Origin of the sequence: Streptomyces sp. NPDC018000 (assembly GCF_044328025.1) — a bacterium.
Taxonomy (GTDB): domain Bacteria; phylum Actinomycetota; class Actinomycetes; order Streptomycetales; family Streptomycetaceae; genus Streptomyces.
This window is the reverse complement of record NZ_JBIRGM010000002.1, coordinates 469,098-492,397: the sequence shown is the minus strand read 5'-3', so window position 1 is coordinate 492,397 and position 23,300 is coordinate 469,098. Positions and strand designations below refer to the sequence as shown.

Annotated in this window: 27 protein-coding genes; 15 read left to right on the top strand and 12 right to left on the bottom strand. The window is 69.8% G+C overall.

Annotation, left to right across the window (positions count from 1 at the left end):
* Positions 1 to 160 precede the first annotated feature (160 nt).
* The 4 genes from ACH4EW_RS06805 to ACH4EW_RS06790 form a co-directional block, all read right to left on the bottom strand.
* A complete protein-coding gene (locus ACH4EW_RS06805) occupies positions 161 to 760 on the bottom strand; it encodes a hypothetical protein (protein WP_398252409.1) in 600 nt (199 codons plus the stop codon).
* A gap of 323 nt (positions 761 to 1,083) precedes the next feature.
* The gene (locus ACH4EW_RS06800; protein WP_398252406.1) at positions 1,084 to 2,214 is read right to left on the bottom strand and encodes a site-2 protease family protein; all 1,131 of its coding nucleotides are present in this window, start codon (positions 2,212 to 2,214) and stop codon (positions 1,084 to 1,086) included.
* Positions 2,215 to 2,495: 281 nt separating this feature from the next.
* A complete protein-coding gene (locus ACH4EW_RS06795; protein WP_398252403.1) occupies positions 2,496 to 3,023 on the bottom strand; it encodes a SixA phosphatase family protein in 528 nt (175 codons plus the stop codon).
* Positions 3,020 to 3,166: a hypothetical protein gene (locus ACH4EW_RS06790; RefSeq protein WP_398252400.1), complete on the bottom strand. Its 147-nt coding sequence runs from the start codon at positions 3,164 to 3,166 to the stop codon at positions 3,020 to 3,022. Before ACH4EW_RS06790 ends, ACH4EW_RS06795 begins: the two co-directional genes overlap by 4 nt.
* A gap of 105 nt (positions 3,167 to 3,271) precedes the next feature.
* Between ACH4EW_RS06790 and ACH4EW_RS06785 the strand changes: the two genes are divergently transcribed.
* The 3 genes from ACH4EW_RS06785 (at position 3,272) to ACH4EW_RS06775 (ending at position 4,482) form a co-directional block, all read left to right on the top strand.
* Positions 3,272 to 3,445 carry a hypothetical protein gene (locus tag ACH4EW_RS06785; RefSeq protein WP_398252397.1) on the top strand — a complete coding sequence of 58 codons (174 nt, stop codon included), beginning with the start codon at positions 3,272 to 3,274 and terminating at the stop codon, positions 3,443 to 3,445.
* Positions 3,446 to 3,578: 133 nt separating this feature from the next.
* Positions 3,579 to 3,875 (top strand): hypothetical protein, encoded by a 297-nt coding sequence (locus ACH4EW_RS06780; protein ID WP_398252394.1) that lies wholly within the window; start codon positions 3,579 to 3,581, stop codon positions 3,873 to 3,875.
* A 175-nt stretch (positions 3,876 to 4,050) separates the two neighbouring features.
* Positions 4,051 to 4,482, top strand: a complete 432-nt coding sequence (locus ACH4EW_RS06775; protein WP_398252391.1) for an SRPBCC family protein — start codon at positions 4,051 to 4,053, stop codon at positions 4,480 to 4,482.
* 50 nt (positions 4,483 to 4,532) lie between these two features.
* Here the strand turns inward: ACH4EW_RS06775 and ACH4EW_RS06770 are convergent, their stop codons facing one another.
* Both ACH4EW_RS06770 and ACH4EW_RS06765 read right to left on the bottom strand, forming a co-directional pair.
* The gene (locus tag ACH4EW_RS06770) at positions 4,533 to 5,687 is read right to left on the bottom strand and encodes a sensor histidine kinase (RefSeq protein WP_398252388.1); all 1,155 of its coding nucleotides are present in this window, start codon (positions 5,685 to 5,687) and stop codon (positions 4,533 to 4,535) included.
* Entirely contained in the window at positions 5,684 to 6,340 is a 657-nt protein-coding gene (locus ACH4EW_RS06765; RefSeq protein ID WP_398252385.1) for a response regulator transcription factor, read from the bottom strand. The genes ACH4EW_RS06770 and ACH4EW_RS06765 overlap by 4 nt, the downstream gene beginning before the upstream one ends.
* Positions 6,341 to 6,531: 191 nt before the next feature.
* Between ACH4EW_RS06765 and ACH4EW_RS06760 the strand changes: the two genes are divergently transcribed.
* The 6 genes from ACH4EW_RS06760 to ACH4EW_RS06735 all read left to right on the top strand — a co-directional run bounded on the left by ACH4EW_RS06760 (position 6,532) and on the right by ACH4EW_RS06735 (position 11,134).
* The gene (locus ACH4EW_RS06760; protein ID WP_398252382.1) at positions 6,532 to 7,059 is read left to right on the top strand and encodes a hypothetical protein; all 528 of its coding nucleotides are present in this window, start codon (positions 6,532 to 6,534) and stop codon (positions 7,057 to 7,059) included.
* A 2-nt stretch (positions 7,060 to 7,061) separates the two neighbouring features.
* Positions 7,062 to 8,243 carry a peptidoglycan-binding protein gene (locus ACH4EW_RS06755; RefSeq protein ID WP_398252379.1) on the top strand — a complete coding sequence of 394 codons (1,182 nt, stop codon included), beginning with the start codon at positions 7,062 to 7,064 and terminating at the stop codon, positions 8,241 to 8,243.
* Positions 8,240 to 8,968, top strand: coding sequence for an ABC transporter ATP-binding protein (locus ACH4EW_RS06750; RefSeq protein ID WP_398252376.1), 729 nt, complete (start codon positions 8,240 to 8,242; stop codon positions 8,966 to 8,968). Before ACH4EW_RS06755 ends, ACH4EW_RS06750 begins: the two co-directional genes overlap by 4 nt.
* Positions 8,965 to 10,182: an ABC transporter permease gene (locus tag ACH4EW_RS06745; protein WP_398252373.1), complete on the top strand. Its 1,218-nt coding sequence runs from the start codon at positions 8,965 to 8,967 to the stop codon at positions 10,180 to 10,182. Before ACH4EW_RS06750 ends, ACH4EW_RS06745 begins: the two co-directional genes overlap by 4 nt.
* A gap of 289 nt (positions 10,183 to 10,471) precedes the next feature.
* Positions 10,472 to 10,699 (top strand): response regulator transcription factor, encoded by a 228-nt coding sequence (locus ACH4EW_RS06740; RefSeq protein ID WP_398252370.1) that lies wholly within the window; start codon positions 10,472 to 10,474, stop codon positions 10,697 to 10,699.
* A gap of 204 nt (positions 10,700 to 10,903) precedes the next feature.
* Positions 10,904 to 11,134 (top strand): hypothetical protein, encoded by a 231-nt coding sequence (locus ACH4EW_RS06735; RefSeq protein ID WP_398252368.1) that lies wholly within the window; start codon positions 10,904 to 10,906, stop codon positions 11,132 to 11,134.
* Positions 11,135 to 11,156: 22 nt separating this feature from the next.
* Here ACH4EW_RS06735 and ACH4EW_RS06730 read toward each other — a convergent pair whose 3' ends face one another.
* Both ACH4EW_RS06730 and ACH4EW_RS06725 read right to left on the bottom strand, forming a co-directional pair.
* Positions 11,157 to 11,588 (bottom strand): hypothetical protein, encoded by a 432-nt coding sequence (locus ACH4EW_RS06730; protein WP_398252365.1) that lies wholly within the window; start codon positions 11,586 to 11,588, stop codon positions 11,157 to 11,159.
* A 371-nt stretch (positions 11,589 to 11,959) separates the two neighbouring features.
* Positions 11,960 to 13,564, bottom strand: coding sequence for a GH25 family lysozyme (locus ACH4EW_RS06725; RefSeq protein WP_398252362.1), 1,605 nt, complete (start codon positions 13,562 to 13,564; stop codon positions 11,960 to 11,962).
* Positions 13,565 to 13,831: 267 nt separating this feature from the next.
* On the opposite strand from ACH4EW_RS06725, the gene ACH4EW_RS06720 reads away from it, so the two are divergent.
* The gene (locus ACH4EW_RS06720) at positions 13,832 to 15,070 is read left to right on the top strand and encodes a peptidoglycan-binding protein (RefSeq protein WP_398252360.1); all 1,239 of its coding nucleotides are present in this window, start codon (positions 13,832 to 13,834) and stop codon (positions 15,068 to 15,070) included.
* A gap of 129 nt (positions 15,071 to 15,199) precedes the next feature.
* On the opposite strand, the gene ACH4EW_RS06715 is transcribed toward ACH4EW_RS06720, so the two are convergent.
* The 4 genes from ACH4EW_RS06715 to ACH4EW_RS06700 all read right to left on the bottom strand — a co-directional run bounded on the left by ACH4EW_RS06715 (position 15,200) and on the right by ACH4EW_RS06700 (position 18,538).
* Entirely contained in the window at positions 15,200 to 16,228 is a 1,029-nt protein-coding gene (locus ACH4EW_RS06715; protein WP_398252357.1) for a LuxR C-terminal-related transcriptional regulator, read from the bottom strand.
* A 177-nt stretch (positions 16,229 to 16,405) separates the two neighbouring features.
* Complete coding sequence (locus ACH4EW_RS06710) at positions 16,406 to 17,284, bottom strand: JmjC domain-containing protein (protein ID WP_398252354.1); 879 nt, start codon at positions 17,282 to 17,284, stop codon at positions 16,406 to 16,408.
* Between the two features lie 35 nt (positions 17,285 to 17,319).
* Positions 17,320 to 18,189, bottom strand: coding sequence for a JmjC domain-containing protein (locus ACH4EW_RS06705; RefSeq protein ID WP_398252352.1), 870 nt, complete (start codon positions 18,187 to 18,189; stop codon positions 17,320 to 17,322).
* Between the two features lie 142 nt (positions 18,190 to 18,331).
* Positions 18,332 to 18,538 (bottom strand): hypothetical protein, encoded by a 207-nt coding sequence (locus ACH4EW_RS06700; RefSeq protein WP_398252350.1) that lies wholly within the window; start codon positions 18,536 to 18,538, stop codon positions 18,332 to 18,334.
* Between the two features lie 671 nt (positions 18,539 to 19,209).
* Between ACH4EW_RS06700 and ACH4EW_RS06695 the strand changes: the two genes are divergently transcribed.
* From ACH4EW_RS06695 to ACH4EW_RS06675, 5 genes are all read left to right on the top strand, one after another.
* Positions 19,210 to 20,451: an ATP-binding protein gene (locus tag ACH4EW_RS06695; protein ID WP_398252348.1), complete on the top strand. Its 1,242-nt coding sequence runs from the start codon at positions 19,210 to 19,212 to the stop codon at positions 20,449 to 20,451.
* Positions 20,448 to 20,852, top strand: a complete 405-nt coding sequence (locus ACH4EW_RS06690; RefSeq protein WP_398252345.1) for a roadblock/LC7 domain-containing protein — start codon at positions 20,448 to 20,450, stop codon at positions 20,850 to 20,852. Before ACH4EW_RS06695 ends, ACH4EW_RS06690 begins: the two co-directional genes overlap by 4 nt.
* Positions 20,849 to 21,223: a DUF742 domain-containing protein gene (locus tag ACH4EW_RS06685; RefSeq protein WP_398252342.1), complete on the top strand. Its 375-nt coding sequence runs from the start codon at positions 20,849 to 20,851 to the stop codon at positions 21,221 to 21,223. Before ACH4EW_RS06690 ends, ACH4EW_RS06685 begins: the two co-directional genes overlap by 4 nt.
* Positions 21,198 to 21,788: a GTP-binding protein gene (locus ACH4EW_RS06680; protein ID WP_398252339.1), complete on the top strand. Its 591-nt coding sequence runs from the start codon at positions 21,198 to 21,200 to the stop codon at positions 21,786 to 21,788. Before ACH4EW_RS06685 ends, ACH4EW_RS06680 begins: the two co-directional genes overlap by 26 nt.
* A gap of 100 nt (positions 21,789 to 21,888) precedes the next feature.
* Positions 21,889 to 23,277: a cytochrome P450 gene (locus ACH4EW_RS06675; RefSeq protein ID WP_398252336.1), complete on the top strand. Its 1,389-nt coding sequence runs from the start codon at positions 21,889 to 21,891 to the stop codon at positions 23,275 to 23,277.
* Positions 23,278 to 23,300: the final 23 nt, after the last annotated feature.

Below are 23,300 nucleotides of genomic sequence, written 5' to 3'. Positions count from 1 at the left end.
GACAACCGCAGGAGTTCCGCGACGGACAAGGGGGCACCACGGACTCGAGAAGGTACCGATGCCGACGGCCTGCGGTCGGCCACAGCCCCAACAAGTGAAGAAGAGCCCGTCAGCAAGCTGACGGGCTCTCGTGAAGGATCGCGGCTAACCTGCCATCAGGTCAGATCGTCGGTGTGTCATCGACGATCTCCTTGTGCGGTTCGACAATGAACCTCCAGCCATCGCTGGGCTCCAGGAATCGCACTCGGGTCGGGTAGATGTCCAAGGCGCGGCGGTCACGGTTCTGGCCGCTCGTGTTCTTCCGCCCCCGGGCCGGCTCCTCGAACAGGTCGACCTTGACGTCCGGCACCGCGATGGCTTCCTCGCTCCAGCGCTGAACGATCCCCGCGCCGAAGGCGTCCCGGGCGGCGGAGTAGAGCGACTCCAGAGATTCCTTGCTCCCGCTGGGCACGAAGAGGGCAAGATTCAGGAGGACGCCGGCACTCTGAAGAACCTCGATTTCTTCCCCTGCCTTGTCGGCAACCCAGATCCCGCGCTCTTCGGCATTGTCCGGGAGAACGTGGATTTCCTCACCGAAGATTGTCTTCGCGACAAAGGACCCTCCCTCAAAATTCTTACCCGGCTTCGCAAGGAAAGCCGGGGCGTAGCAGTCGAGAGGAAGGCCATCCATCTCTGCCGAGACGAAGATTTCGTCCTGGAGACCCAACTCCGAAACCTCTTCGGCCGTAAGACGTCGAGCCGTAACCTTCTCGGTATTCACGCCATTCCCCTTTTTTCGTGGCGTCCTGTGAATTCATTGAAACTCTACCATGAAAACGATCACTCGGTTCCCGTTCAATTTCCTCTGGGAGGACGGCGGAAGAATCCTCCCACGTCACCGGCGAAAGGTGGCAATCGTAGAGAAATGTTGCGGGATTCAAGAGGTCACCCACCCGCTTCAACGGTTTTTTCGGCAACCAAGTCGGCCGCCAAGCGGAATGCGCGCAAACTTAACAGAATGGAAACAAGCAGGCAGGTGGCCCCTTGATGCTCGGCTTTGCATCGCGCTGTGCTTGCGCGCCGACGACGCTGCGGGACCTGGGCTCAGTCGGGCCCTTGGCCCCCCAGTGTGTGCCGCTGGACCAGCCGTGAAATGTCCTTCGCGGTGACGATCCCCACCAGATGGTTCCCGTCCACGACGAGAATGCGCCTGCCAGTACCCGGGCGGAGCTTGTCGAGAGCTTCACCCAGAAGATCATTCGGGGCGGCGACCGCGCACTGTGCCAGCGGGATCGCCACCTCGCGCACGCGCAGGGCCTCCCGGCGCGCTTCCGGTATCCGGGCAAGCATGCGCATCTGAACGATCCCGCTGGGACGGCCTTCGAAATCGAGCAACGGCACGGCGGAATGGCGGGAGTTCACTGCCACCTCGTCGATGAAGTGCCGGATGGTCAGCCAGTCGGCGCCGGTGGTCACCGGGCTGGACATGGCATCGGCGACCTTGATGCCCCGCAGTGCTGTGAGGATCACGGCGTGCTGCCGTTCGGCGCCGGCGACGACCGTGATGAAGAGACCGACGAAGACGAGCCAGAGCCCGCCCGACGCCCCGCGCAGGAAGGAGATCCAGCCGAAGGCCATCAGCAGCCCGCCCACGACCTGACCGCTTCGGGAGGCCGCCCGATCCGCACGTTCCCGGTCTCCGGTACGCCACCACAACAGCGCCTGCACCACTCTTCCGCCGTCGAGCGGGGCAGCGGGAAGCAGGTTGAATGCGCCCAGGAACAGGTTCGCCCAGCCGAGCCACACCAGAACGGCGGCGGGCACCGTCCAGCCGGACATCGCGTGCAGCCCGATTCCCGCTCCGAGCGCGGCGCTTCCGATGGCCAGGCTGGTGAGCGGCCCGCTGATCGCCACTGCGAAAGCCACCGCGGCCGTCGGCGGCCGCCCCATCCGGGTCATCCCGCCCAGCGCCCACAGCGTCACATCCTGTACCGCGATCTTCTTCCTGCGGGCAGTCGCAGCGTGTGCCGTCTCGTGGAGCAGAAGGCTGCCCATGAGCAGCACGGCCCCCACGGCACTGGCGAAGGTGTAGACCGCATTCGAGTGTCCTGGAGTCCATGCGGGGAGGGTCTGGCGGCCAAGGCCGTACGCGAACAGGACCACCAGCAGCGGCACGCTCCAGTGCATCCGCAGTGGTACCCCGACAACTTGTCCGACACGGATCGAGCCGTTCATCGTCGTCTCCCGCCGGGCTCGGCATCCGGTCCACCGGGCAGGACCTCGTGACCTGACTCCATGAACCGACCAGCACGGCACCCACCCACAATTGTCACTCTCGGAATCTCCCGCGGTCGGCCGGAGCCCAAGGACGCGTTTCCCTCCTCAGTTCCTCTCGAACGAAGCTGAGAGCGCCCTCCAGGCACTCCACGCACGGATGCCCGCGCCCCCGAATGCCACCCGGACGGTGGCGCGCGATTCCAACGGCGTACGCACCTCTGGGCCTCGGTGCCGTCCCGTCATGGCTTCGAGCCGCGGGGCACGACCATCTCGGTCAGCCGGGCAGCACCCGGTTCCAGGTCCGACCACGGGCCGGGCAGGCACAGCACGGCGATCGCGGACGTCGGGAACTTCGTACGCGTCCGCTCCAGGGCGTGGCCCTCCGCCTCACCGGCGAGCATCAGGACCAGGTCCTGCGCGCCGGGATTGTGCCCGATCAGCATCACCGTCCCTACCTGCGCCGGGATGTCCCGTACGACGCCGAGCAACTCTCCCGCGCTCGCCTGGTAGAGCCGTGCGTCGTAGGTCACCGGCGTGGTGGCTTCGAGCTCGTCCGAGACGAGGTCCCACGTCTGGCGGGTACGTCTGGCGGTGGAGCACACGACGAGGTCGGGTACGCAGTCGGCCTCGCGCAGCCAGCGGCCTGCCGCCGGGGCGTCACGACGGCCGCGCGGGGCGAGAGGCCGCTCGTGGTCGGCCACGTCGTCGGGCCAGGCGGATTTGGCGTGCCGCAGCACGACCAGGCGTCGGAAGCTGCCCGAGGTCATGGTGTCACCTGGTGCCGGTGACCGACCTCGCGCGCGATCCCGTTGCCGATTGCCGGCAGATGGACGTGGCTGCGCAGGAGGTGGCGGTGCGCGGAGGGAATCTCCACGAGGCGGCCGGTGCGGACGTCGGCGATACGCAACATGCTGCGGAGGCTAGTCGTGGAAACCTCCGGTACGGAGGAAGCCGGCAGATGAAACCTCGGGCGATGGAACCCCGGGTTCGGTCGGTGCGGCCTCATCGCGGCCGCTTGCGCCCGGGCCTTGTGGCGTTCGACGCCGGCCGGGGCGAGCCGACCGGTGCCGAAGAACCGGCCTCCGGCCGCATCGGAGGGCCGCGCGGCGCGGTCGGCACCAGCGCGGACAACGCCGCCGCGGAGAGCTTCGACGCGATTTCCCGGCACGGGCAGGTGACCGGTCCCTGACCTGTCGCGCAGGCCCGCTCAGCGGCCTGGGGCGACCGCGCGCCCCTGCAGCGGGGGCGGAAGCGGTGCAACAAACCTACGATGACTCAAGAAGGCACCATCAAGCCGCACCGGCGTTCCAGAGGAGGCCGCGATGGTGGAGCACTTTGTCTGGGTCACGACGCGCCGCATCAAGCCGGGCGCGTTGGAGGAGTTCGAGAGGGCCTGGCGCCCGGACCCGTACCCGCGGGCTCTGCGCCGCGCCTACGCGTACTGGTCCGAGGACGGGCAAGAGATCACCGGGGTGTCGTTCTGGGACACCAAGGAAGCGTGCGACTCCTGGCGGGCCTCCGCGGCTGAGACACAGCGGCGTGAGGCCATGGCCCCGTACATCGTCGAGGAGCGGGAAGGCTTCTACCGCGGCCGCGAACTCGGAATCGGGCCCACCTGAGGCTCTGCCGTCCTTGTGCCCGCGCCATGGAACGCCGAGGACGGACGGCACCGGCCCGCCGGCCCACGGACACCGGAACCGGCACCGGCGCCGGGCACCGGCCTCCATCGACCCTCTGGGGGACGACAATGGGGATATGGCCCCGTAAACCGTGAACGAACTTGCGAGGTGGCCGATGAGCACTCTCGAAGAACAGATCGACGTCGACATTCCGATCGCCACGGCCTGGGAACGCCTCCACCGTGTGGAGACCTATCCGCGGTTCGTCGAAGGAGTACGCGAGGCCCGTTCGGAGGACGGGCACCGGACGCACCTGAACGTCGACGTCGGCGGCCGGGTCCAGGAGTTCGACGCCGAGATCACCGACCGCGGCAAGGAACACACGATGGAGTGGCAGACCACGAGCGGTCCCGAACTGGCGGGGACCTTCTCACTGCTGCCCATCGACCGGGAGCACACCCGGGTCCAGGCCCGGATCGAGTACGACCCGGGCACCGTCAAGGAGGCGTTCGGCGGGCCGAAGGGATTCGCCCAGGCGACCGCGATCGAACGGCGTGTAAGGGACGACCTCGAGCACTTCAAGGAGTTGGTGGAACGGGAACGGTGAGGCGCCCCCACCGAGTACGACGGCGGGGCGGTCCACGGCCCTCGACACCTTCAGCTACGCCGGGGCAGTTCGACCCGGACGGTGAGGCCCCCGCCGGGGCGGGGGCGGGCGGTGACCTGGCCTTGGTGGGTCAGGGTGATCGCGCGGGCGACGGCCAGTCCCAGTCCGGAGCCGTCGCTGCGGCACTCCGGGCCGCGTTGGAACGCTTCGAACAGCGCGGGGATCTCGTTCGGGTCCAGGACCGGACCGGTGTTGGTGACTTCGATGAAGGCGAGGCGGCTCGTGGTGCCGGTGGCTACCGTCGCTGTGCCGTCGGGGTAGTTGTGGCGCACCGCGTTGGTCAGCAGGTTGAGAGCGATCTGCCGGAGGAGTGAAGCGTCGCCCGCGACCGGGCACGGCCGCAGGTCGGCGGTGATGCGGGTGCCCGAAGCCCGCGCCTCGTCGGCTACGTCGGCCAGCGCTTCCCCGGCGGCGTCCGCGAGGTCGACCGGATGCGGCGTCAGCTCTGCGTTCTCGCCCCGCGCCAGGGTCAGCAGCGCCGCGATCAGACGCTCGGTACGGGCATTGGCATCGAGGGCCCGCTCGATGGAGGGTCTCAGGTCGGCCGGGACCCTGCCCTGGGCGAGCGGAATCTCCAGGGCGGTGCGCTGAACGGTGAGCGGGGTGCGCAGTTCGTGCGAGGCGTGGGCGGTGAAGCGGCGCTGGGCGGTGAAGCTGTGATCCAGGCGGTCGACCATGGCGTCGAAGGTGTCGGCGAGCTCGCGGACCTCGTCGTCGGGGCCGGTCAGGGCGAGCCGTTCGTCCAGGGCGCTGCCGGCGCTGATCCGCCGGGCCGCCGCGGTGACCTGGCTGAGGCGGTGCAGTGAGCGGCGGCTCGCCCACCAGGCGAGCAGCGCGGCGAGTGCGGTGAAGACGGCGAGCAGAAGCAGGGACCGCAGCAGGAGGTCGCTGAGGACGGTGTGCTGGAAGTCGTCGAAGCCCTGGGAGGGGCTGACGGTCGCGGCGGGCACGGAGGTGTCCGGCGGAAGCTCGGTGGGACTCGTCAACGGCTCGGAGGACACCGGGACGACGAGGTCGCGGTTGGCCTCCATGAGGTCACGGGAGCTCAGCCAGTTCAGCAGGAGCAGCCCGCAGCCGAGTACCGCGAACAGTGAGGTGGTCACGAGGGTCAGCCGGCCGCGCAAGGGCAGCCTGTACGGGGTCACAGCCGGTACCCGTAGCCCGGGTCGTGGGTGATCAGCGGCGGCTCGCCGAGTTTGCGGCGCAGGGAGTGCACGGTCACCCGCACGGCGGTGGTGGCCGGGTCCAGCGCCGCGTCCCACAGGCTGTCCCGCAGCTGTTCGGTGCCGATCGGGGCGCCGTCCGCGGCCAGCAGCAGTTCCAGGACGCCGAGTTCCCTGGGGGTGAGTTTCAGTGGCCGGCCGTCGCGTTCGGCTGCCCGGCGCACGGTGTCGAGGCTGACGCCGCGCCTGCTGAGCACGGTGACGCCGCTGCCGGCGGGAGCACGGCGGCCCAGAGCACGCAGCCGGGCGATCAGTTCCAGGTACGAGAAGGGTTTGGCCATGTAGTCGTCGGCGCCCTGACCCAGTCCGTCGACCAGATCGGCAAGAGTGCCGGCGGCGGTGAGCATCAGGATCCTGGCCGGGTAGCCCGCCGTGTTCAGGGCCCGGCAGACGGCGTCCCCGCTCAGTTTCGGCAGGTCTCGGTCCAGGAGCAGGATGTCGTACTCGGCGGCGGCCGTCATTTCGAGTGCGCGGGCACCGTCGTGGGCGACGTCGCAGGCCATGCCCTCGGCACGCAGGCCCTCGGCGAGCATCGCGGCCAGCTCCGCCTCGTCCTCGACGATCAGTACTCGCATTCCGTTCCACTCCGCTCGACCGCGCCCTGTGTCCCCGCACCGACCTGTGTACGGTCCTACCGCCCTGACCCCGGCCAAGGATGCCCAGGCCGGTGTGAGCCAGCGGTTAGACACACGCTCACGGATGGCTAACCCGGCAGTCCGTACAACTGCTGGAGTCGATGCCGGCATCCAGCAGGGAGAAGCAAGAGATGCGTACCAGGATCGTACGGACGGTACTGACGGCGGCCGCCGTGACGGCGGCGCTGGTGGTGAGCGGCTGCTCCTCACCATCCTCGGCGCCCGATGTGGCGGGGGGCGACGGCGCGGGAAAGAGCAAGCCGCAGGACGACAACGCGGTGCGGCGGGCCTGGGTGGACTGCATGCACCAGCAGGGGCAGAACGGCGTCGAGCAGGACAAGGAAGGCAATATCACCGTCCCCGCCGCCAGCGCCGACGATCCAGCCGCAGCCGACGGCTATGACGCGGCGAGCAAAGCTTGCGATGCCAAGGTCCCCGGCATCCACCAGGCCACACGGAAGAACAACGAGAAGTTCGTCGAGCAAGCTCGTGCATTCGTCGCGTGCGCGCGGAAGAACGGATACGCGGACATTCCTGACCCCGACCCCAAGACCGGGCTCCTCAAATTCACCACGGCCTCGTTCAACGCCGCCCGGTGGGACGCCATCCAACCGGCCTGCGGCAAGCTGCCGATGCCCGGCTACTCGATCGGCGAGTGATCATGAGCCGCCCTGCCAAGACCGACGCCGCCAAGACCGACGCCGCCGGGACCACCACCGCCGAGACCGCCACCCCCGCAGACGGCTCGCCCGCACCCGTGCGGAGCAGACGCCGCAGGATCCTCGTACCGCTCGTCCTTGTCGCCGTGCTCGGCGGCTCGGGCGTGCTCGCTGCCGTGCGCCCCTGGGAGCGCCATGGCTCCCCCTCCGCGCAGCAGTCCGTCGACCACGCCACTGCCCCGGTACAGAAGGGCTCTCTGTCCAGCGGCATCCAGGTCGGCGGCGCCCTCGCCTACGACACCCCCACTCCCGTCGTCGCCGCCGGACGCGGGACCATCACCGCCCTGCCCGCCGTCGGCGCGGTCGTCAGGACCGGTGCGAAGCTCTACGAGGTGGACGGCCGGCCCGTCGTACTGCTCACCGGTGACCGGCCGATGTGGCGCGACCTCGGCCCCGGGGCCGCCGACGGCCTGGACGTCAAGCAGCTCAAGCGCAACCTGATCGAGCTCGGCCACGCCGACGGACTGGGTCTGACGGTAGATCAGAAATTCACCGCCGGCACGGCCACCGCCGTCAAGCGCTGGCAGAAGGCCCTCGGTGAGCAGCAAACCGGGAAGGTCGCGCTCGGCAGCGTCGTCGTGCTGCCGCAGCCGACCGTACGGGTCCAGCAGCTCGGCGCCCAGCTCGGCTCGGCCCTCGGGGCCACCGCGGTCATGACCGTGACCAGCACCAGACTGGTCGCCACCGTGCAGCCCGCCGACAACCAGCTCTCCCAGTTCAAGCCCAACGGCCGGGTCACGGTGAAGCTGACCGACGGCTCCACCGTCAACGGCCGCATCCGGTCGCTGGTCCGAGGCGGCTCCGGCAACGGCGGAGACAGCGGCTCGGAAGGCGAGGGCGGCCCGGACAAGACCACCGTGACCATCGCACTCGACAGCCAGCGGCAGGCCAAGCGGGCCGGGACCTCCTCCGCGACCGTCACCGTCGTCGGCAACACCGTCAGCGACGCGCTCATAGTCCCCGTCACCGCGCTGCTCGCCCTGGACGGCGGCGGCTACGGCGTCCAGGTCACCGACGGCTCCGCCACCCGGCTCGTCAAGGTCCAACTGGGGCTGGTCGCCGACGCCAAGGCGCAGATCACCGGGGACGTCCGGGCGGGCGACCAGGTGGTGATCCCGAAATGACGCTTCCCCGGCCGGCCGGCAAGGCCCCGGTGCTGGAACTCGTAGGCGTGACGAAGGAGTATCCGGGATCACCGCCGCTGCGCATCCTGCACGGCATCCACCTCACCATTGAGGCGGGTGAACTCCTCGCCGTGGTCGGCCCCTCCGGCTCCGGCAAATCCACCCTCCTCGCCCTGCTCGGCTCCCTCGACCGGCCCACGGCCGGACAGCTTCGCTTCGAAGGGCGCGACCTCGCCGCCGTCTCCGACGCCGAACTGGCCGCCCTGCGCGCCCACCGGATCGGCTTCGTCTTCCAGCAGTTCTTCCTGCTGTCCGGACTCACCACGGTCGAGAACGTCGCCACCGGTCTCCTCTACAGCGGTGCCCGTGCCGCACACCGCCGCGCCCGCGCCGTCGAAGCCCTGCACGAGGTGGGCCTCGGACACCGGCTGCACCACCACCCCGACCAGCTCTCCGGCGGCGAGAAACAGCGCGTCGCCATCGCCCGCGCTCTCGTCGCCCGCCCCGCCCTGCTGCTCGCCGACGAACCCACCGGCGCCCTGGACAGCGTCTCCGGCACCGCCGTCGTCGACCTGTTGCGGGCCCTGAACGCCAACGGCACCACGGTCGTCGTCATCACCCACGACCGCGAACTGGCCGCCTCCTTCCCCCGGCGCATCGGCATCCACGACGGCCGTATCGACTTCGACGAGCAGGGCCGGAACCCCGCAGGAGCCGTCCGATGACCCCTCCGACGACCCGTCGCAAGACACCCGGCCCGCGCCGTACCCGGCTGCGCCCCATGGACATGCTGCGCCTCGGCCTGATCGGGCCGCGCACCCGCCGGATGCGCTCCGCTCTGTCCGCGCTCGGCATCTCCCTGGGCATCGCCGCCGTCATCGCCGTGACCGGAATATCCGCCTCCAACCAGGCACATCTGCTGGAGCGCTTGGACCGGCTCGGATCCAACCTGCTCACCGTCGCCCCCGGCACCGGCGCCGACCAGAAGCCGGTGCCGCTACCGCCCACAGCCGAGAAGATGCTCGCCAACATCGCCCCCGTACAGCAGGTCACCGCCACCGGTGCCACCAAGGCGCAGGTCTACCGCAACGACCTCGTCCCCGCCCAGCAGACCGGCAGCCTCACCGTCCTGGCCGCCCGGCTCAACCTGCTCGACGTCCTGCACGCCACCCTGCGCAGCGGCCACTGGCTGGACAAGGCCGGCGAGAACCTCCCGGTCACCGTGCTCGGCGACCAGGCAGCCCTCCGGCTCGGCGTGACCGCGCCGGGCGAACGGGTCTGGCTGGGCGGCCAGTGGTTCGCCGTCACCGGAATCCTGGCCCCCAACGAACTCGCCCCCGAACTCGGCACCGCCGCCCTCGTCGGCTGGCCCAAGGCCACCGCCGACCTCGGCGCGGACGGCACCGCCGCCACGGTCTACCTCAGGGCCCACTCCGAACGCGTCCCCGACGTACAGGCCGTGGCCGGAGCCACCGCCGACCCCGCCAACCCGAGCACGGTCGCCGTCAGCCGCCCCTCGGACCTGTACACGGCACGCGCCGAGACCAAGAACTCCCTCACCGGACTGGTCCTCGCCCTCGCCGCGGTCGCCCTGCTCGTGGGCGGCGTCGGCATCGCCAACACCATGGTGGTGGGCGTGATGGAACGCCGCGGCGAAGTCGGACTCCGCCGCGCGCTCGGCGCCCGAAGCGGCCAGATCGCCGTCCAGTTCCTGATCGAGGCCGTACTGATGGGCTTCATCGGAGGAATCGGCGGACTGCTCGTGGGCGGCCTCACCGTCTACGGCTACGCCCTCACGCAGGGCTGGCCGGCCACCGTCCCGCTCTACACGGTCGTCGCCGGACCTTTGGTGTCGGTCCTGGTAGCCGCCATCGCCGGCATCTACCCTGCCCTGCGCGCGGCCGGAGTGTCCCCGACCGACGCCCTGCGCTCGGCCTGACGGCCCTGTGGCCGGTCAGGCCCGGCGCCGCGGTCACCCATGGCACGGCAGCGCGTGTTCCACACGCCCCCACACCCCAGCCTCGCCGGACGGCGCCACCCGCCCGGCGAGGCCCCGTGTCCGACGGAAACATCCCCCTTTGTCGCCACGTCGCCTTGCTGTCATGCAGGTTGGTGAGGTGTCCGGCCGGTCGCGGCCCGGTTCGCGGGTGGCCCAGTGTGGTGGATGTCCGGACGGGACGGGCCCGAGGGCCGCCCGCCGGTCACCCGTCGACGAGGAGGAGCCCGCCATGCCGGACGCCCTGAACACCGTTGTCTGCGAGCCCACACCGACCCCACGCGAGCGCCAGGTCCTGGCACTGCTCGCGGGCGGCGAGACGTACTGCGGGATCGGCCACCGGCTGGGCATCAGCCCCCACACCGTCGACACGCATCTGCGCCGGCTCCGTGACAAGACGGGCACGACCAACCGGACCCAGCTCGTGGTCCTGGCCATCCAGCGGGGCTACCTGTCCTGAGAGTGCGTGCGGGTTCTCGACATTCGCAGGCCTCTGGGCCCCTTGCGGCTATTTGAGCCCCCTTCACTTTGCGGTCACGCACCTTGGTGAGGGGCTCGCTCCCGTACATACGCGACGGGCCTGGGCCAGGATTGTCCCACCGGACGAACCGGAACGGGCCCGCCGAAAAGGGCGGGCCCCACACCAACGCCCCTGGGGGGAACCATGCCGAAGCGCCTTGCCCTGCTCCTCACCGCCACCGCCTCCCTGTTGGTCCTCCAGCCCGGCTCCCCCGCGTACGCCGCCGGCATCGAGTGCGGTGGCATCGAGCTCTTGTCGGTGCCGGTTTCCGCCGAAGGGACCACGAGCAGTCCGGCCACCGGATGGAACACCGGGGACGGGGACCTGGCGGGCCAGGGACTGGTGTCCCCGTGCGACACCTCGTGGGGTGGCTGAGTCCGCCGGACGTGGACGGTACTCAGAGCCTGTCGGGCGGCGTGAGATCGGTGACCACGTACCGTGCTCCCGGCGTCAGTTCCACCGTCCAGGACCAGCGTGCCGGGATATAGAGGACTTCGCCCGACCGCAGCCGGTGCTGGAAAGCTCCCGCGCCATCAGCCCCGTCGCGGCGCAGCCGCCACATCCCCGCGCCCTCGGTCTGATGGATCACCAGATGCGCGGCCGGGTTGCGCTCCCCGCCGCCTGTGCGACTGCCCAGGCCGCTGCTCGCGACCAGGCCGGTGCGCAGTCCGAGTTCGGCGGCCAGGCCGTCGAGCGCCTTCGGTCGCTCCGGGGTACCGAGGGCCGGATGTTCGTACTCGGGCCACATCACCCCGGGTGCCCGGTCCAGGTGCACGGAGAGGAACAGCAGCAACTCCCTCAGATAGAGGGCGCCTTCACTCTTTGCCAAGGGTGCCGAGGGTGCCGAAGGCGCCAGGAAGCGGCCGTCCATGTCCCTCCTCGCACTCGCCGCCGAAGCGCGGCAGAACACGGCCGAAGCACCGCCCAAACCGCGGTCACGCCACTCGGGAGCCGTCCCGGGCGGGTTGTGCTGACAGCATCCGGTACCGGGCGGCCCCGGGCCAGTCGCGTGAATTCGCTACCGGAGCCATGCCGGCCACCACGAGTCCCTCGGTCGCCTGAGAGCTTGTCGAGTGACCTACCGTTTGTGTCCGGACCCTTGGGCCGCGCCGGGGCGTGGCGCGGCCCAAGGGTCCGGGAAGAGGAGAGCCGGATGGTGCGTGGCGGCTGCCCCAGGGCCGCCGCTGACGAGCGCGGGGGTCAGATGAAGGTGATGTCCCAGTGGGTGCCGCCATTGCGGGGGATTTCGTAGACGTACTCGGCGGTGATGCCGTTGAGGGTGCCGTGCCAGCGGGCATCGTTGCCCCGCGGGGCGCCCTTGCGCTGGGTGGTCTTGATCCAGTTGGTCACGCAGCGGCCTTCGTCACGGGTGCGCAGGTCGAGCTTGTAGCCGTTGGCGTGGGAGTAGTTGCCCCTGGTGCTGTGGCCGGACTCGGTGCCGCCGGTGATGGTGATCGTGCAGCCGCTCTTCTTCTTCAGGGCGATGACGCCCTGGATGGTGCGGGCACGGACGCCTTCGAGAGAGGTCCGGCCGACCGGCGCCTTGATACCGGCCGCGCCGAGCTGCGCAAGGGCCTGGCGCTGGGTCAGCTTGCCGTTCGCCGGAGCGGGCTTGGCCGGGGCGGGCCAGGTGGCCTTCTTGGCCCCGTTGATCAGCTTGTTCCAGGTCTTCGGACCGATGACGCCATCAGCACTCAGGCCGTGGGAGCGCTGGAACGCGATGGCCGCGTTCCGCGTGGCCGGGCCGAACGCGCCGTCGACCGCGATGCGGTTGCCGTACCCGGCGAGCTGCGCCTGGGCGGCCTTGACCGCCGACCCGCTGGAACCGCTGCGCACGGTCCGGATCAGCTTGTTCCAGGTGTTCGGGCCGATGACGCCGTCGGCGGTCAGGCGGTGGGAGCGCTGGAACGCGGCGGCCGCGTTCCGGGTGGCCGGGCCGTAGATGCCGTCGGCGGTGGTGGAGTGGCCTGCGGCGGCCAGGAGGTGCTGGGCGGTGGTGACGTTCACGCCGCGCGAGCCGCTCTTGAGCACCGGCCAGAGGGCCGTGGACGGTGTGGCCGGTTTGGCGGTACCCGCGCCCGAGCCGGGGGCGAGGTGGGCGAGTCGGCGGAGTTGGGTGAGCGTGCCCTTGTAGACATTGACATCGACGTTGCCCCGCAGGCCGGGGACCGATCCGGTCTCGGTGTACTGCCAGATCGACCAGTACCGTCCGCCGACCGGAGCAGGCTCCGTGGCCCCGCTCTGGTAGCGGGGCTGCCACAGCGGACTGTTGGCCAGCGCGGAGACGTTGCCGCGCAGGCAGGTGTCGGCGAAGTCCTTCGAGGTATAGACGATGGGGTTCACCCCGAACGCCTGGCGGGTCTTGGCAAGGAAGTCGGAGACCTGGGCGTTGCTCACCCCGGCCGGGCACCGGCCACGGATCTTCTCCAGGTCGACCACCGGCGGAAGCTGACCGGGCCGCTTGCCGTCGTAGCCGGCGGCCCGGGCCGTGCGTATGAAGTGGGCGGCCTGGGCGGAGCCCGAGCCGGAGTCGTAGAAGTGGTACGGCGCGGCCATCAGCCCCGCCCGCGAGGAACCCGCGAAATCACCGGCGAACTTCGGGTCACGGTAGCCGGTGCCCTGAGTCGCCTTGTGGAACACGAACGAGTACCCGGCCCTCGCCGCCGCCGACCACTGGATCGGGTGCGCGTTGTGATGGCTGGTGTCGAAGCCCTTCGCGCTGTACGCGGCCGGGCTCGCCGCCTGCGCCCGCTCACTCCCCGAGGCACTGATCACACCGAACCCGACCGCTGCGACCACTGCCATGGCACCTGCCTGAAACACCGTCTTCTTACCTGTGCTGCGCACTTCTTCACCTGTCGTCAGGCCCGCCGGCACCTGTCCGGAGAGCGGTTAACGCGGCGCCTTCGCGGCGTCGACGAGATGAAGATTCGGGGTGCCGCCGTCCCACCGGTAGCCTGATCGCCGTTCCAGCCGTCCCACGCTGTCCCAGCCGTCCCACACGGCCTTTGACCTGCGAAAAGGAACGGCTCATGGAACGTGGTGATCTCATCGGTACTGGGGGGAAGACCCGTGCGACCCGAACAAGGCGACATACCACCCGCGCAGCCACTGCCAGAAGTAGCCGCACTGCTCCAAGCACTGCGTCAGGTGAAGGAGTCGAAGAACCTTTCGCTGGACGCCTTCACCCGCGACACCGGCTACTCACGCTCTTCGTGGAACCGGGTACTCAAGGGCACGGCGTTCCCGCCCCGGACAGCGGTGGAACGCCTCTGCTCCTACCGCAAGCTGGACAAGAACAAGCTGCTGGGCCTGTGGGACGAAGCCAACCGCGCCCGACTCGCCGCCGCCCCAGCACCACCGCAGGCCCCTCCGGCACCACCACACCCACCACAGGCCGTCCCGGCACCACCACTGGTCGCCCCGGCCCCGGCCGCCCCGGCCCCGGCCGCCCCGGCCCCACCACAGGCCCTCACGGACTCGGACCCCGTCCCCAGCACCGCAGCCCCGGCTCCCGCCACGCCGGTCCCGGATCCCACGCCGCCGACGGCTCCTGAACCCGTTCCCGGTGCCGCAGCCTCTGCCGCGGTTCCGGCCCCGCCGGGCCCTGCCGCTCCCTCACCGGCAAGTCCGCCTGCCGCCCCCCGGAGCCACCGGACCAGAACCCTCGTGCTGATCGCCGCCGGCCTCGCTGTGCTGCTCCTGGCCGGCCGCTGGTACTCGGTCCACGAGGCGCATGATTTCGTCGTCTCCCAGCCCTGGGCGGGCAGCGACAACCGGCCCAGCGACGACCAGCCAGTGGATGACGAAACCCCCAAGCCCGCGAAGAGCAGCACCGCGCCCGCCACAGACCCCACGGACAGGAAGAACAAGGACCAGGACCAGGACCAGGTCAAGGAGTCCCCGGGCGAGGAAAACAAGAACGAGCCGCCTCACCCCAGTAGCAAGGAGGACAAGAACGAGTCTCCTCACCCCAGTAGCTCCGCCAAGGGCCAGGCCGCCTCGCCCGCAGCCTCCCCCTCGCCCAGCCCCGCCGCAGCGCTTGGCGCCGCCGGCCGCGCCAACTGCCTCCACAAACCGAACCGCAGCCAGGTCATGGCCAAGGGCATGGTCGGCTCGAATGTGAAACAGATCCAGTGCCTGCTGAACTACAACTACGGCTACACGCTGGCCCTCGACAGCAAGTTCGGGGACAAGACCGACGCCGCCGTACGTGCCGTCCAGCGCTGTAGCGGCCTCACGGTTGACGGCCAGGTCGGGCCCCAGACCTGGAAGTACCTCGACACCCCTATGGCCGGCTGCGGGCACTGAGAACGCGGCGCTGAACCTCGTTTTGGCTTTGTTACGCGAGTTGCCGTTCTCGCGTACAAAGCCACACGCCGCGTCCGCCCGATCAGAGGTCACCCGGCGGGCTCTGAACCATCGGACGGTTCCCCCTCGTCACGCGGTGTCGGACAGGAGCCCCCGGGCGGCGGCACGAGCGCCGGCCTGGAAGCGGCTCGTGGCGTCCAGCTCTTCCATGATGTCGGCGATGTGCCGGCGGGCGGTACGCAGCGACATGCCGAGCCTGCGCGCGATGGCCTCGTCCTTCAGGCCGGCGGCGAGCAGCCGGACGATCGTCTCGTGGATCTCCCGGGACACCTCTTCCAGGCCCTGGCTGACGGCATCGGCGAACGGGGCGGCCCGGTCCCAGGCCTGCTCGAAGATCTCGCAGAGGTAGCCGACGGTGGACGGGTCCCGTATGACGACTGCGCCCCAACTGCCGTCCCTCACAGGGATGAAGGCGAGTTCGCGGTCGAAGACGATGAGTCGGCCGAACAGTTCGTGCGCGGTGCGGTACTGGCCGCCCAGCGCCGACGCGGCGGCCACATAGGCCTGGCTGGGTCCGTTGAAACGGGCCGTGTGGTGGTAGAGCGTCCGCAGCCGGATGCCGCGCTCCAGCATCGATTGGTCCCGCACCAGCGCCTCCCCCATCGCCTCGGGATCCCGCGCCCCGCCGCCGGGCTGGCTGGTGAGCACCTCCTCGTGGCAGCGGTTCGACGCCTGGTTGAGGGTGTTGCGGACGTCCTGCACGCTCTCCAGCAGCTCCAGCGACTCGCTGCGGGAGTGACGCCGGTGGTAGCACGCGACGAAGGGGCCGAGGTCCTGGCGCATCCCGGCGAGCCCGTCCTGCTGTTCGCGGATCTTCGCCTCCACGGGTGCGGCCAACTGCGCCAACGCGGTCTCGGGCGCGACCGCGAACAGCGCCCGGGAGCCTCCGGGAGCGTTCTGCGCGTGCAACAGCTGGGCCCGCCGAAGCCGTTCCAGACTCCGGGCGGCCTCCTCGGGGCCGATCCCGGTGGCCTCGGCGACGGCCCCCGGGTCACCCGTGCGGTTTTCGAGGACCCAGCCGTACACGGCGAGGTCGTTCTCCCTCAGGCCCCGGGCCGCCTCGAACGGCCCGGTGCGTGCCTGTTCCTGCCCTTCCACGTAGCCCTCCATCGCCGTCCGACGGGTGTTGTCGATCCGCGAAAACCGATGCCCCTGGCAAGGATAGGCAGAAGGGACGGGCAGAAAAGATCTTGTCGCGTCAGGGCTGCGCAAAGCCCCCGGGCCAGGGCTTCGGGGCTGCGGGCGGCGCGGCGGTCCGGGGTCCGGCCGGCGGCGTTACGCGGCTGTCGGCATCGTCGCGCGCATGGCGGCGCGGGCGTGGGCCACCAGCGTCTCGGGGGTGAGGTCCGCCAGGGTGCGGCGGGTGTGGTCGATCAAGGACGCGGCGGCGTCGGCGAGCGCGTCGTCGTCGAGCGGACGGCCGGGGAGGGCGGTTCCCTCCGCGAGGAGTGCCTGCAGCAAGGCGTAAAGATTCGCGGTGCCCGCCTCGCGTACGGTCAGTGAGAGGTGCACGGCCGGGGTCTCGCCCACGGCATCCGCGTGGTGAGCGAACCCCCTTGGTACGTAAAGGACTTCGCCGGGGCGCAGTACGGTCTCCAGCAGTACCTCGCCCGGATCGCCGTCCTCCTTGGCCGGTTCCCAGTTCCCGTCGGCCGGTCCGGCGTGGATGCGCCAGCGCTTCTCGCCGCTGATCTGGATCGCGAGGACGTCCGCGTCGTCCCGGTGGAGGGGCCGGCCCTGGGTGCCCGCGGGGGTGCGGAAGCAGAACGCCTCGACCTGGCGGCCCAGTTGCTCGGCAAGCCCCGTGGTGAGTGCCCGGACGCCCTGGTGCCACTGGTTCACGTACCGCAGCAGTACGGTGGCCCCCTCGTTGTCGACCAGATGGCGCACGAGTGCCGCGTCCGCGTAGTCCTCGACGATTTCGCCGAGCACCACCCTGGGTGTGCAGAACCGCTCGGTGGGTACGTCCCGGCCCTCGTGAACGAGCCCTATGTAGGGGACTCTGAGCAGCCCGGAGTCGAGCAGGCCGTCGAGTTCGACAGTGTCCAGAAGGTCCACCGGGGGGTCGTCGGGGCGCAGCACGGCCGGTGCGCGGCGCCAGTACGTGGCGAAGAACTCCTGCTCGTCGCGTACACATCGCTTCAGCCAGTCCATGGTTGGTCTCACCCTCCGTCGGGTACGCCGGCCGGTCAGGCCGTGGGGCGGCTGCTGTAGGCGTGCAGGCGGGCGCTGCGCACGAGGGATTCGGCGCTCGCGCTGTCGAGCCTGTCGCGGAAGTGGCTGATGAGGGCGGCGGCCGTCCCGGTCAGATCCGCGTCGTCGAGGGGACGGGAGGGCAGGGCGAGGCCCGAGGCGAGAAGGGACTCCAACTCCGCGCGCAGGTGTCCGGCGCCGGCCTCGCGCAGCGCGATCGTCAGATGCAGCGAGGGGCTGTCTTCGGTGGCCTGCGCCGTGTGGGCGTAGCCGTTCGGGACGTACAGGACCTCGCCGGGCCGTACGACGGTGTCGAGCAGGACGGGGCCCGGGTTGTCCTCCCGTACGGGCTGCCAGCCCGCGTCGGCGGGGCCGCCGAACACCTGCCAGTGCTTGGCACCGCTGAGCTGGAGCACGAGGATGTCGCCGTCGTCGCGGTGCACGGGGCCGAAGCGTCCGGGCTGCGAGTAGAAGCAGAACGCCTCGGCCAGCCGCCCGAGTTCCTTGGCGAGTCCGGCGGTGAGCTCACGGACCGGCGGGTACCAATGGTTGACGTAGCGCAGTTGCAGGGTGGCCCGCTCCTCCCGGATGAGCGTCCGTACGCGTTCCGGGTCGGGGCAGCCCTCCAGATACCGCCCGGCCACCACCCGGGGCGGGCAGAAGGCCGCTTCCGGCACGGCGCCCGCCATCGTGAACAGTCCGGCGTACGGCACTCTCAGGACGCCCGAGTCGATGAGATCGTCAAGATCGGCGGGGGTGAGGATTTCGGTGGGCGGATCGTCCGGACGCAGCACAACGGGCCCTTGGCGCCACTGCGTACGGAGGAACCGGTCCGCGTCGGAAACACAGCGTTCGAGCCAGTTCACGGCTCACTCTCCTTGCTCACACTCCGGCCGCGAGGCCCGCCGGGTGACCGGCGGGCCCCATCAGGGCCCTGTCGGGGGTCGGATCCGAAGTGGGACTACCGGGGTCGGACGACCACCGGGATCGGTCGGACGACTACCGGGATCACATGACGTCCGGGTAGCACTCCGCGCAGCCCGCCTCGACGGAGCGGCTGGGCGCGGAGTCCGTGGCGGCGAAGGCGCTCGGGGCGAACATCGAACCGCCGATGACCGCGGCCGCGGCGACACCGAGGGCGGCCTTGCGGGACAGGGGCAGACCGGTCTTGGGCTGGGCGTCGGCCGGCTGGGCGGTGTTCTGCGAGAGGTTCATGGGATCTCCTGTGTCATCGAGCGGGCCCTGTGAGGACCGGGTTCGGTGCCCGGGGCGCTTCCCCTTGGCTGGTCTCCATCCTGGTTTCCGCCCGCCTTCACCGACAGTGACGAGAGCACGCTCCCGCATGCACGTGACCCCGTGGACGAACGCGCCGCACCCCCGGGAACGGGCGCGCCGTGACCCCGGTGCGGGGACCTGTGACGGTCTACTGGCGCAACCTGCGCGGACGGCGTACGTGCGGCGCGACGCCGACGGCACGGCGGAGGTGCGCCGAGGATCCTTCACAACGACGCGTACGCCTCGAAATCGAACCGAACGGACATATATCAGCGCCGCTGCTGACCAAATCTCACATTTGTCCGCAGGAGTTCCCCGCTTTCACAGGATCGCGCGGGCGGTGACTCCAGCGCGGATGTGAACATTCCGCGTCAAAGGTGCAACTGGCGTGTTGGTCTTGACATTTACCCGACGGGCTGATGCTAAGATCATCTTACTTCCAGTGGGCTGACGGCATATGGGGGCATTCCGGGAGGGATGAATTCCTCGGCCCCACTTTCGGAGGGGCCTTCCCCGCGTGGCGCAATCCGTGGCTCAACGAGTCCCGGACATTACGGCACATGAGGGAGCGTCAAGCCGTTTTCATAGCCATGGCACTTGAAGTGAGTCTCATGACATTTGCACAGGGCCCTCTCTTCTGGGCACTGGTTGTCGTAGCACTGGTCGCAGCGGGTGCCGTCCTGCGGGCTCGCAAGACCAACATCGGTCTGCGCAAGCAGAACGCCGCACTCCGGGGGGAGAGTGACGCGCTGCAACGGCAGCGGGACGAGCTCCACATCGCCCACACCGGTCTCCTGCACCGTCAGGCCGCCGAGCTGGCCGAGGTCCGCAAGGACGCCGAGGAGGAGACCAAGGCCGTCCTCAAGGCGGCCGTGCGAACCCTTCAGGGACTTGCGGACGAGCAGCAGGTGGTCGTCGAGAACGCCCAGAAGAAGCACGGCGACGACCCCGGCATCCTCGCCGACCTGATGGCCATCGACCACGCCAACAGCCAGTTCGGGCGCCGGGCGCAGGGCATCGCGGTGCTCTGCGGCGGCTGGCTCGGGCGCAGGGAGACGGTCGCCTCCGTCTTCGACGTGGCCCGCAGCGCCCAGGGCCGTATCCGGCAGTTCGACCGGGTCCGGGTCAACGGACAGGTGAACTTCTCGGTCGTCAGCAAGGCCGTGGAACCGGTGGCGGTGGTCCTCGCCGAACTGCTGGCCAACGCCACCAACTACTCCGCCCCCGGCACTCCGGTGGAGCTCAACATCCAGGCCGTACCGAAGGGCGTCTGCCTCATCATCGACGACGCCGGCCTCGGCATGGGCCAGGAGGAGAAGGACCGCGCCGCGGCCCTCCTCGCACCTCAGGCCGCGATCAGCGTCTCCAGTCTGGGCATTCCCCCGCAGTTCGGATTCGCCGTCTCCGGAGTGCTGGCCGCACGCTACGGGTTCCAGGTCTCGGTGGACTCCGTATCCCCTTATGGAGGCGTACGCGCGGTGGTTCTCCTGCCCGACGAGCTGCTCACCGGCGATGCCCCCGCACCTCCGGCACCCTTTGCGGCCTCCATGGACACCGGTGGCCACGATGCGGAAGTGTCGGCGCTCCCCCGCCGTCAGGCGCCCGCGCCGCAACCGACCCCCCTGTTCCCTCCAGCCGCGCACTCGGCCCCCGCCCCGCAGCCGACTGGGTCCTTCACCACCGCCGGTGGTCTGCCCAAGCGTCGTCGCAAGAGCCCGGTGTCGGTGGTGCCGCCGACCGAGCCCGGGCCGGCGCGCAGCAACGAGGAGACCGCTTCCCGCCTGGGCGCGTTCCAGCGCGGAACACGGTCCGGGCGTGACACGACGACGATGGAAGGACCCGAGTTCCAGTGAAACCCGATCTGTCCTGGGTGCTCAACGATGTGCTCCAGGTACCCGGCGCACGGCACGCGATCCTCGTCTCCGCCGACGGTCTGCTGCTGGCCAACTCCAGCGAGATCGGCCGGGACGACGCGGAGACCGTGGCGGCGGCGATGAGTTCCATGCAGTCGCTGAGCCGGGCCGTCGCACCGTTCATCGGCGCCCAGACGCCCGGCCGCTGGCACCAGACGCTCCTTGAGTACGAGCACGGCTGGATCTTCCTGATCGCTGCCGGTACCGGCGCCTATCTCGCGGCGGCCGCGGCGGCCGACGTGGACATGGAGGCCATGTCCTTCCGTATGCAGCAGCAGGTCGCCGCGCTGGGGAAGGCGATGACCACACCTCCCCGCCATGACGCCGGAAGCAACGCATGACGGCGCCGGGCGAGGAGCAGGCGGTCAGCAGCGGGTTCGTCCGGTCCTACGTCATCACCGGCGGACGCGGCCTGCCCGATGCGGAGGGCCTCTCCCTCGTCACTCTGGTCACCATCGCACCCGACCGGCAGCTGCCCCCGAACCCGAGCCCCGAGGTCCGGGCGATCTGGGAGCTGTGCTCAGGCGGCTATCTGTCGGTGGCCGAGGTCGCGGGCCATCTGGAGCTGCCCGTCGGAGTGGCACGGCTGCTGCTGAACGATTTAGCGGAACAAGGTCACCTGATGCGCCGCAAGGCGCCACCGCCGGCTCAGCTAGTTGACAGGAAGATCCTCGAAGAGGTGTTGCATGGACTCCACGTCCGGTTCGGCTGAGAACATCTATGTGCCGGACGCGGTACAGCGTGCGGCGAAGATCCTCGTCGTCGGACACTTCGCCGTGGGCAAGACGACGCTCATCGGCACCCTCTCCGAGATCACTCCGCTGCGCACCGAGGAGAGGATGACGCAGGCCAGTGCCCACATCGACGATCTGCGGGGCGCGCCCGACAAGGTGACGACGACGGTCGCACTGGACTTCGGCCGTCTGACGCTCAGCGACGAACTGGTGCTGTACCTGTTCGGTACGCCGGGCCAGCAGCGCTTCGTCGAGCTGTGGGAGGACATGGCGCGGGGCTCGCTCGGCGCGCTGCTCCTCGTCGACCCGGCCCGTCTCGCCGACACCTTCCCGGTGATCGACCTCGTCGAGAGGTACGGGCTGGAGTACGCGGTCGCGGTCAACAGCTTCGACCCGTACTCCCGGCATGCCGAGGAGGAGTTGCGTGAGGCTCTCGACCTGCTGCCGGACACCCCGATCGTGTACTGCGACGCCCGTGACGAGAATTCGTCCGCGCAGGCCTTGATCACTCTGGTCCAGCACCTTCTCGCACGGGTGGCCTGACCCCTGTTCCCTCCGTCTTTTGCCGGTACGGGATTCCGATACCCGTTTCCGTCCGCCGTCCGGGCCCTGCGAGGCCCGCGATCACATCGAGGAATCACACATGGACTCTCAGCCGGGAGCCACCCCGTACAGCGCCCCCACCGGGTGCCCGATGCACGGTGAGCGGCAGAAGTCGCTCTACGGGCCGGAGTTCGCGTCCGATCCGCAGCGTGTGTACGACGAATTCCGGGCGCACGGGCTCGCCGCTCCGATCGAGCTGGCCCCCGGGGTGTCGGCCACCCTGGTCGTGCAGCACGAGGCCGCGCTCCGGGTCCTGCAGAACCCCTCCTTCTTCGCCCGTGACTCGCGCCGGTGGGCGGCGCTGCGGGAGGGCCGCGTACCGCTCGACAGTCCGGTGCTGCCCATGATGGCGTACCGGCCCAACTGCCTGTTCACGGACGGCACCGAGCATCTGCGTCTGCGCAAGGCGGTCACCGAGAGCCTTGCCCGCCTCAACACCACGCGGCTGAGCCGGGATGTCGAGCGCATCGCCGACTACCTCATCGACCAGTTCATCGAACGCGGCTCCGCCGACCTGCTGGGCGACTACGCCAAGCTTCTGCCGCTGCTGCTGTTCAACCAGCTCTTCGGCTGCCCCGGTGACATCGGCGACCGGCTGACCCGTGGCATGTCCGCGATCTTCGACGGCGAGGACGTACTGCGGGCCAACGCCGAGCTGACGGAGTGCCTGATGGAGCTCGTCGCCCTCAAGCGGCGGCAGCCCGGCGACGACATCACCTCCTGGCTCATCCAGCACCCGGCAGGCCTGCGGGACGAGGAGCTCAAGGACCAGCTCGTCATGCTGATGGGCGCGGGCATCGAGCCGGAACGCAATCTCATCGCCAACGCACTGCTTCTCCTGCTGTCCAGCGACACCGGGGCGCCGCAGCGGCGAGGTACGGGGATGCTGGTCGAGGACGCCCTCGACGACGTGCTGTGGAACAACCCGCCGATCGCCAACTACGCGACGCACTTCCCGGTCCAGGACGTCGACCTCGGTGGCGTGACGCTGAAGGCGGACACCCCCGTACTGATCAGCTTCGCCGCCGCGAACAGCGACCCCGCGCTCACCGATGCCCGCCAGACCCTGAGCAAGGGCGCCCATCTGGCCTGGGGTGCGGGCCCCCACGTCTGCCCGGCGAAGTCCCCCGCCCAGCTCATCGCCCTCACCGCGATCGAGAAGATCCTCAACACCGTGCCGGACCTCACCCTCGCCGTGCCGGCCTCGTCGGTCGAATGGCGGCCGGGTCCGTTCCACCGGGCGCTGGTGTCCCTGCCGGTCCGGTTCAGCCCGAGTGCCGCGCGCCATGCGGCGACGGCCGCACAGCCGCCCGCTTCGCCCCGGATCGCCGCCCCCGAGGAGGTTCCCGTCGCACGGTACGAGCACGTGGAGTCACCCAAGAGGACAAAGGGCTGGTGGAGTTCCTTCCTTGACGTCTTCCGGGTGTGACGGTCGGCCGGAATGTGGATTCT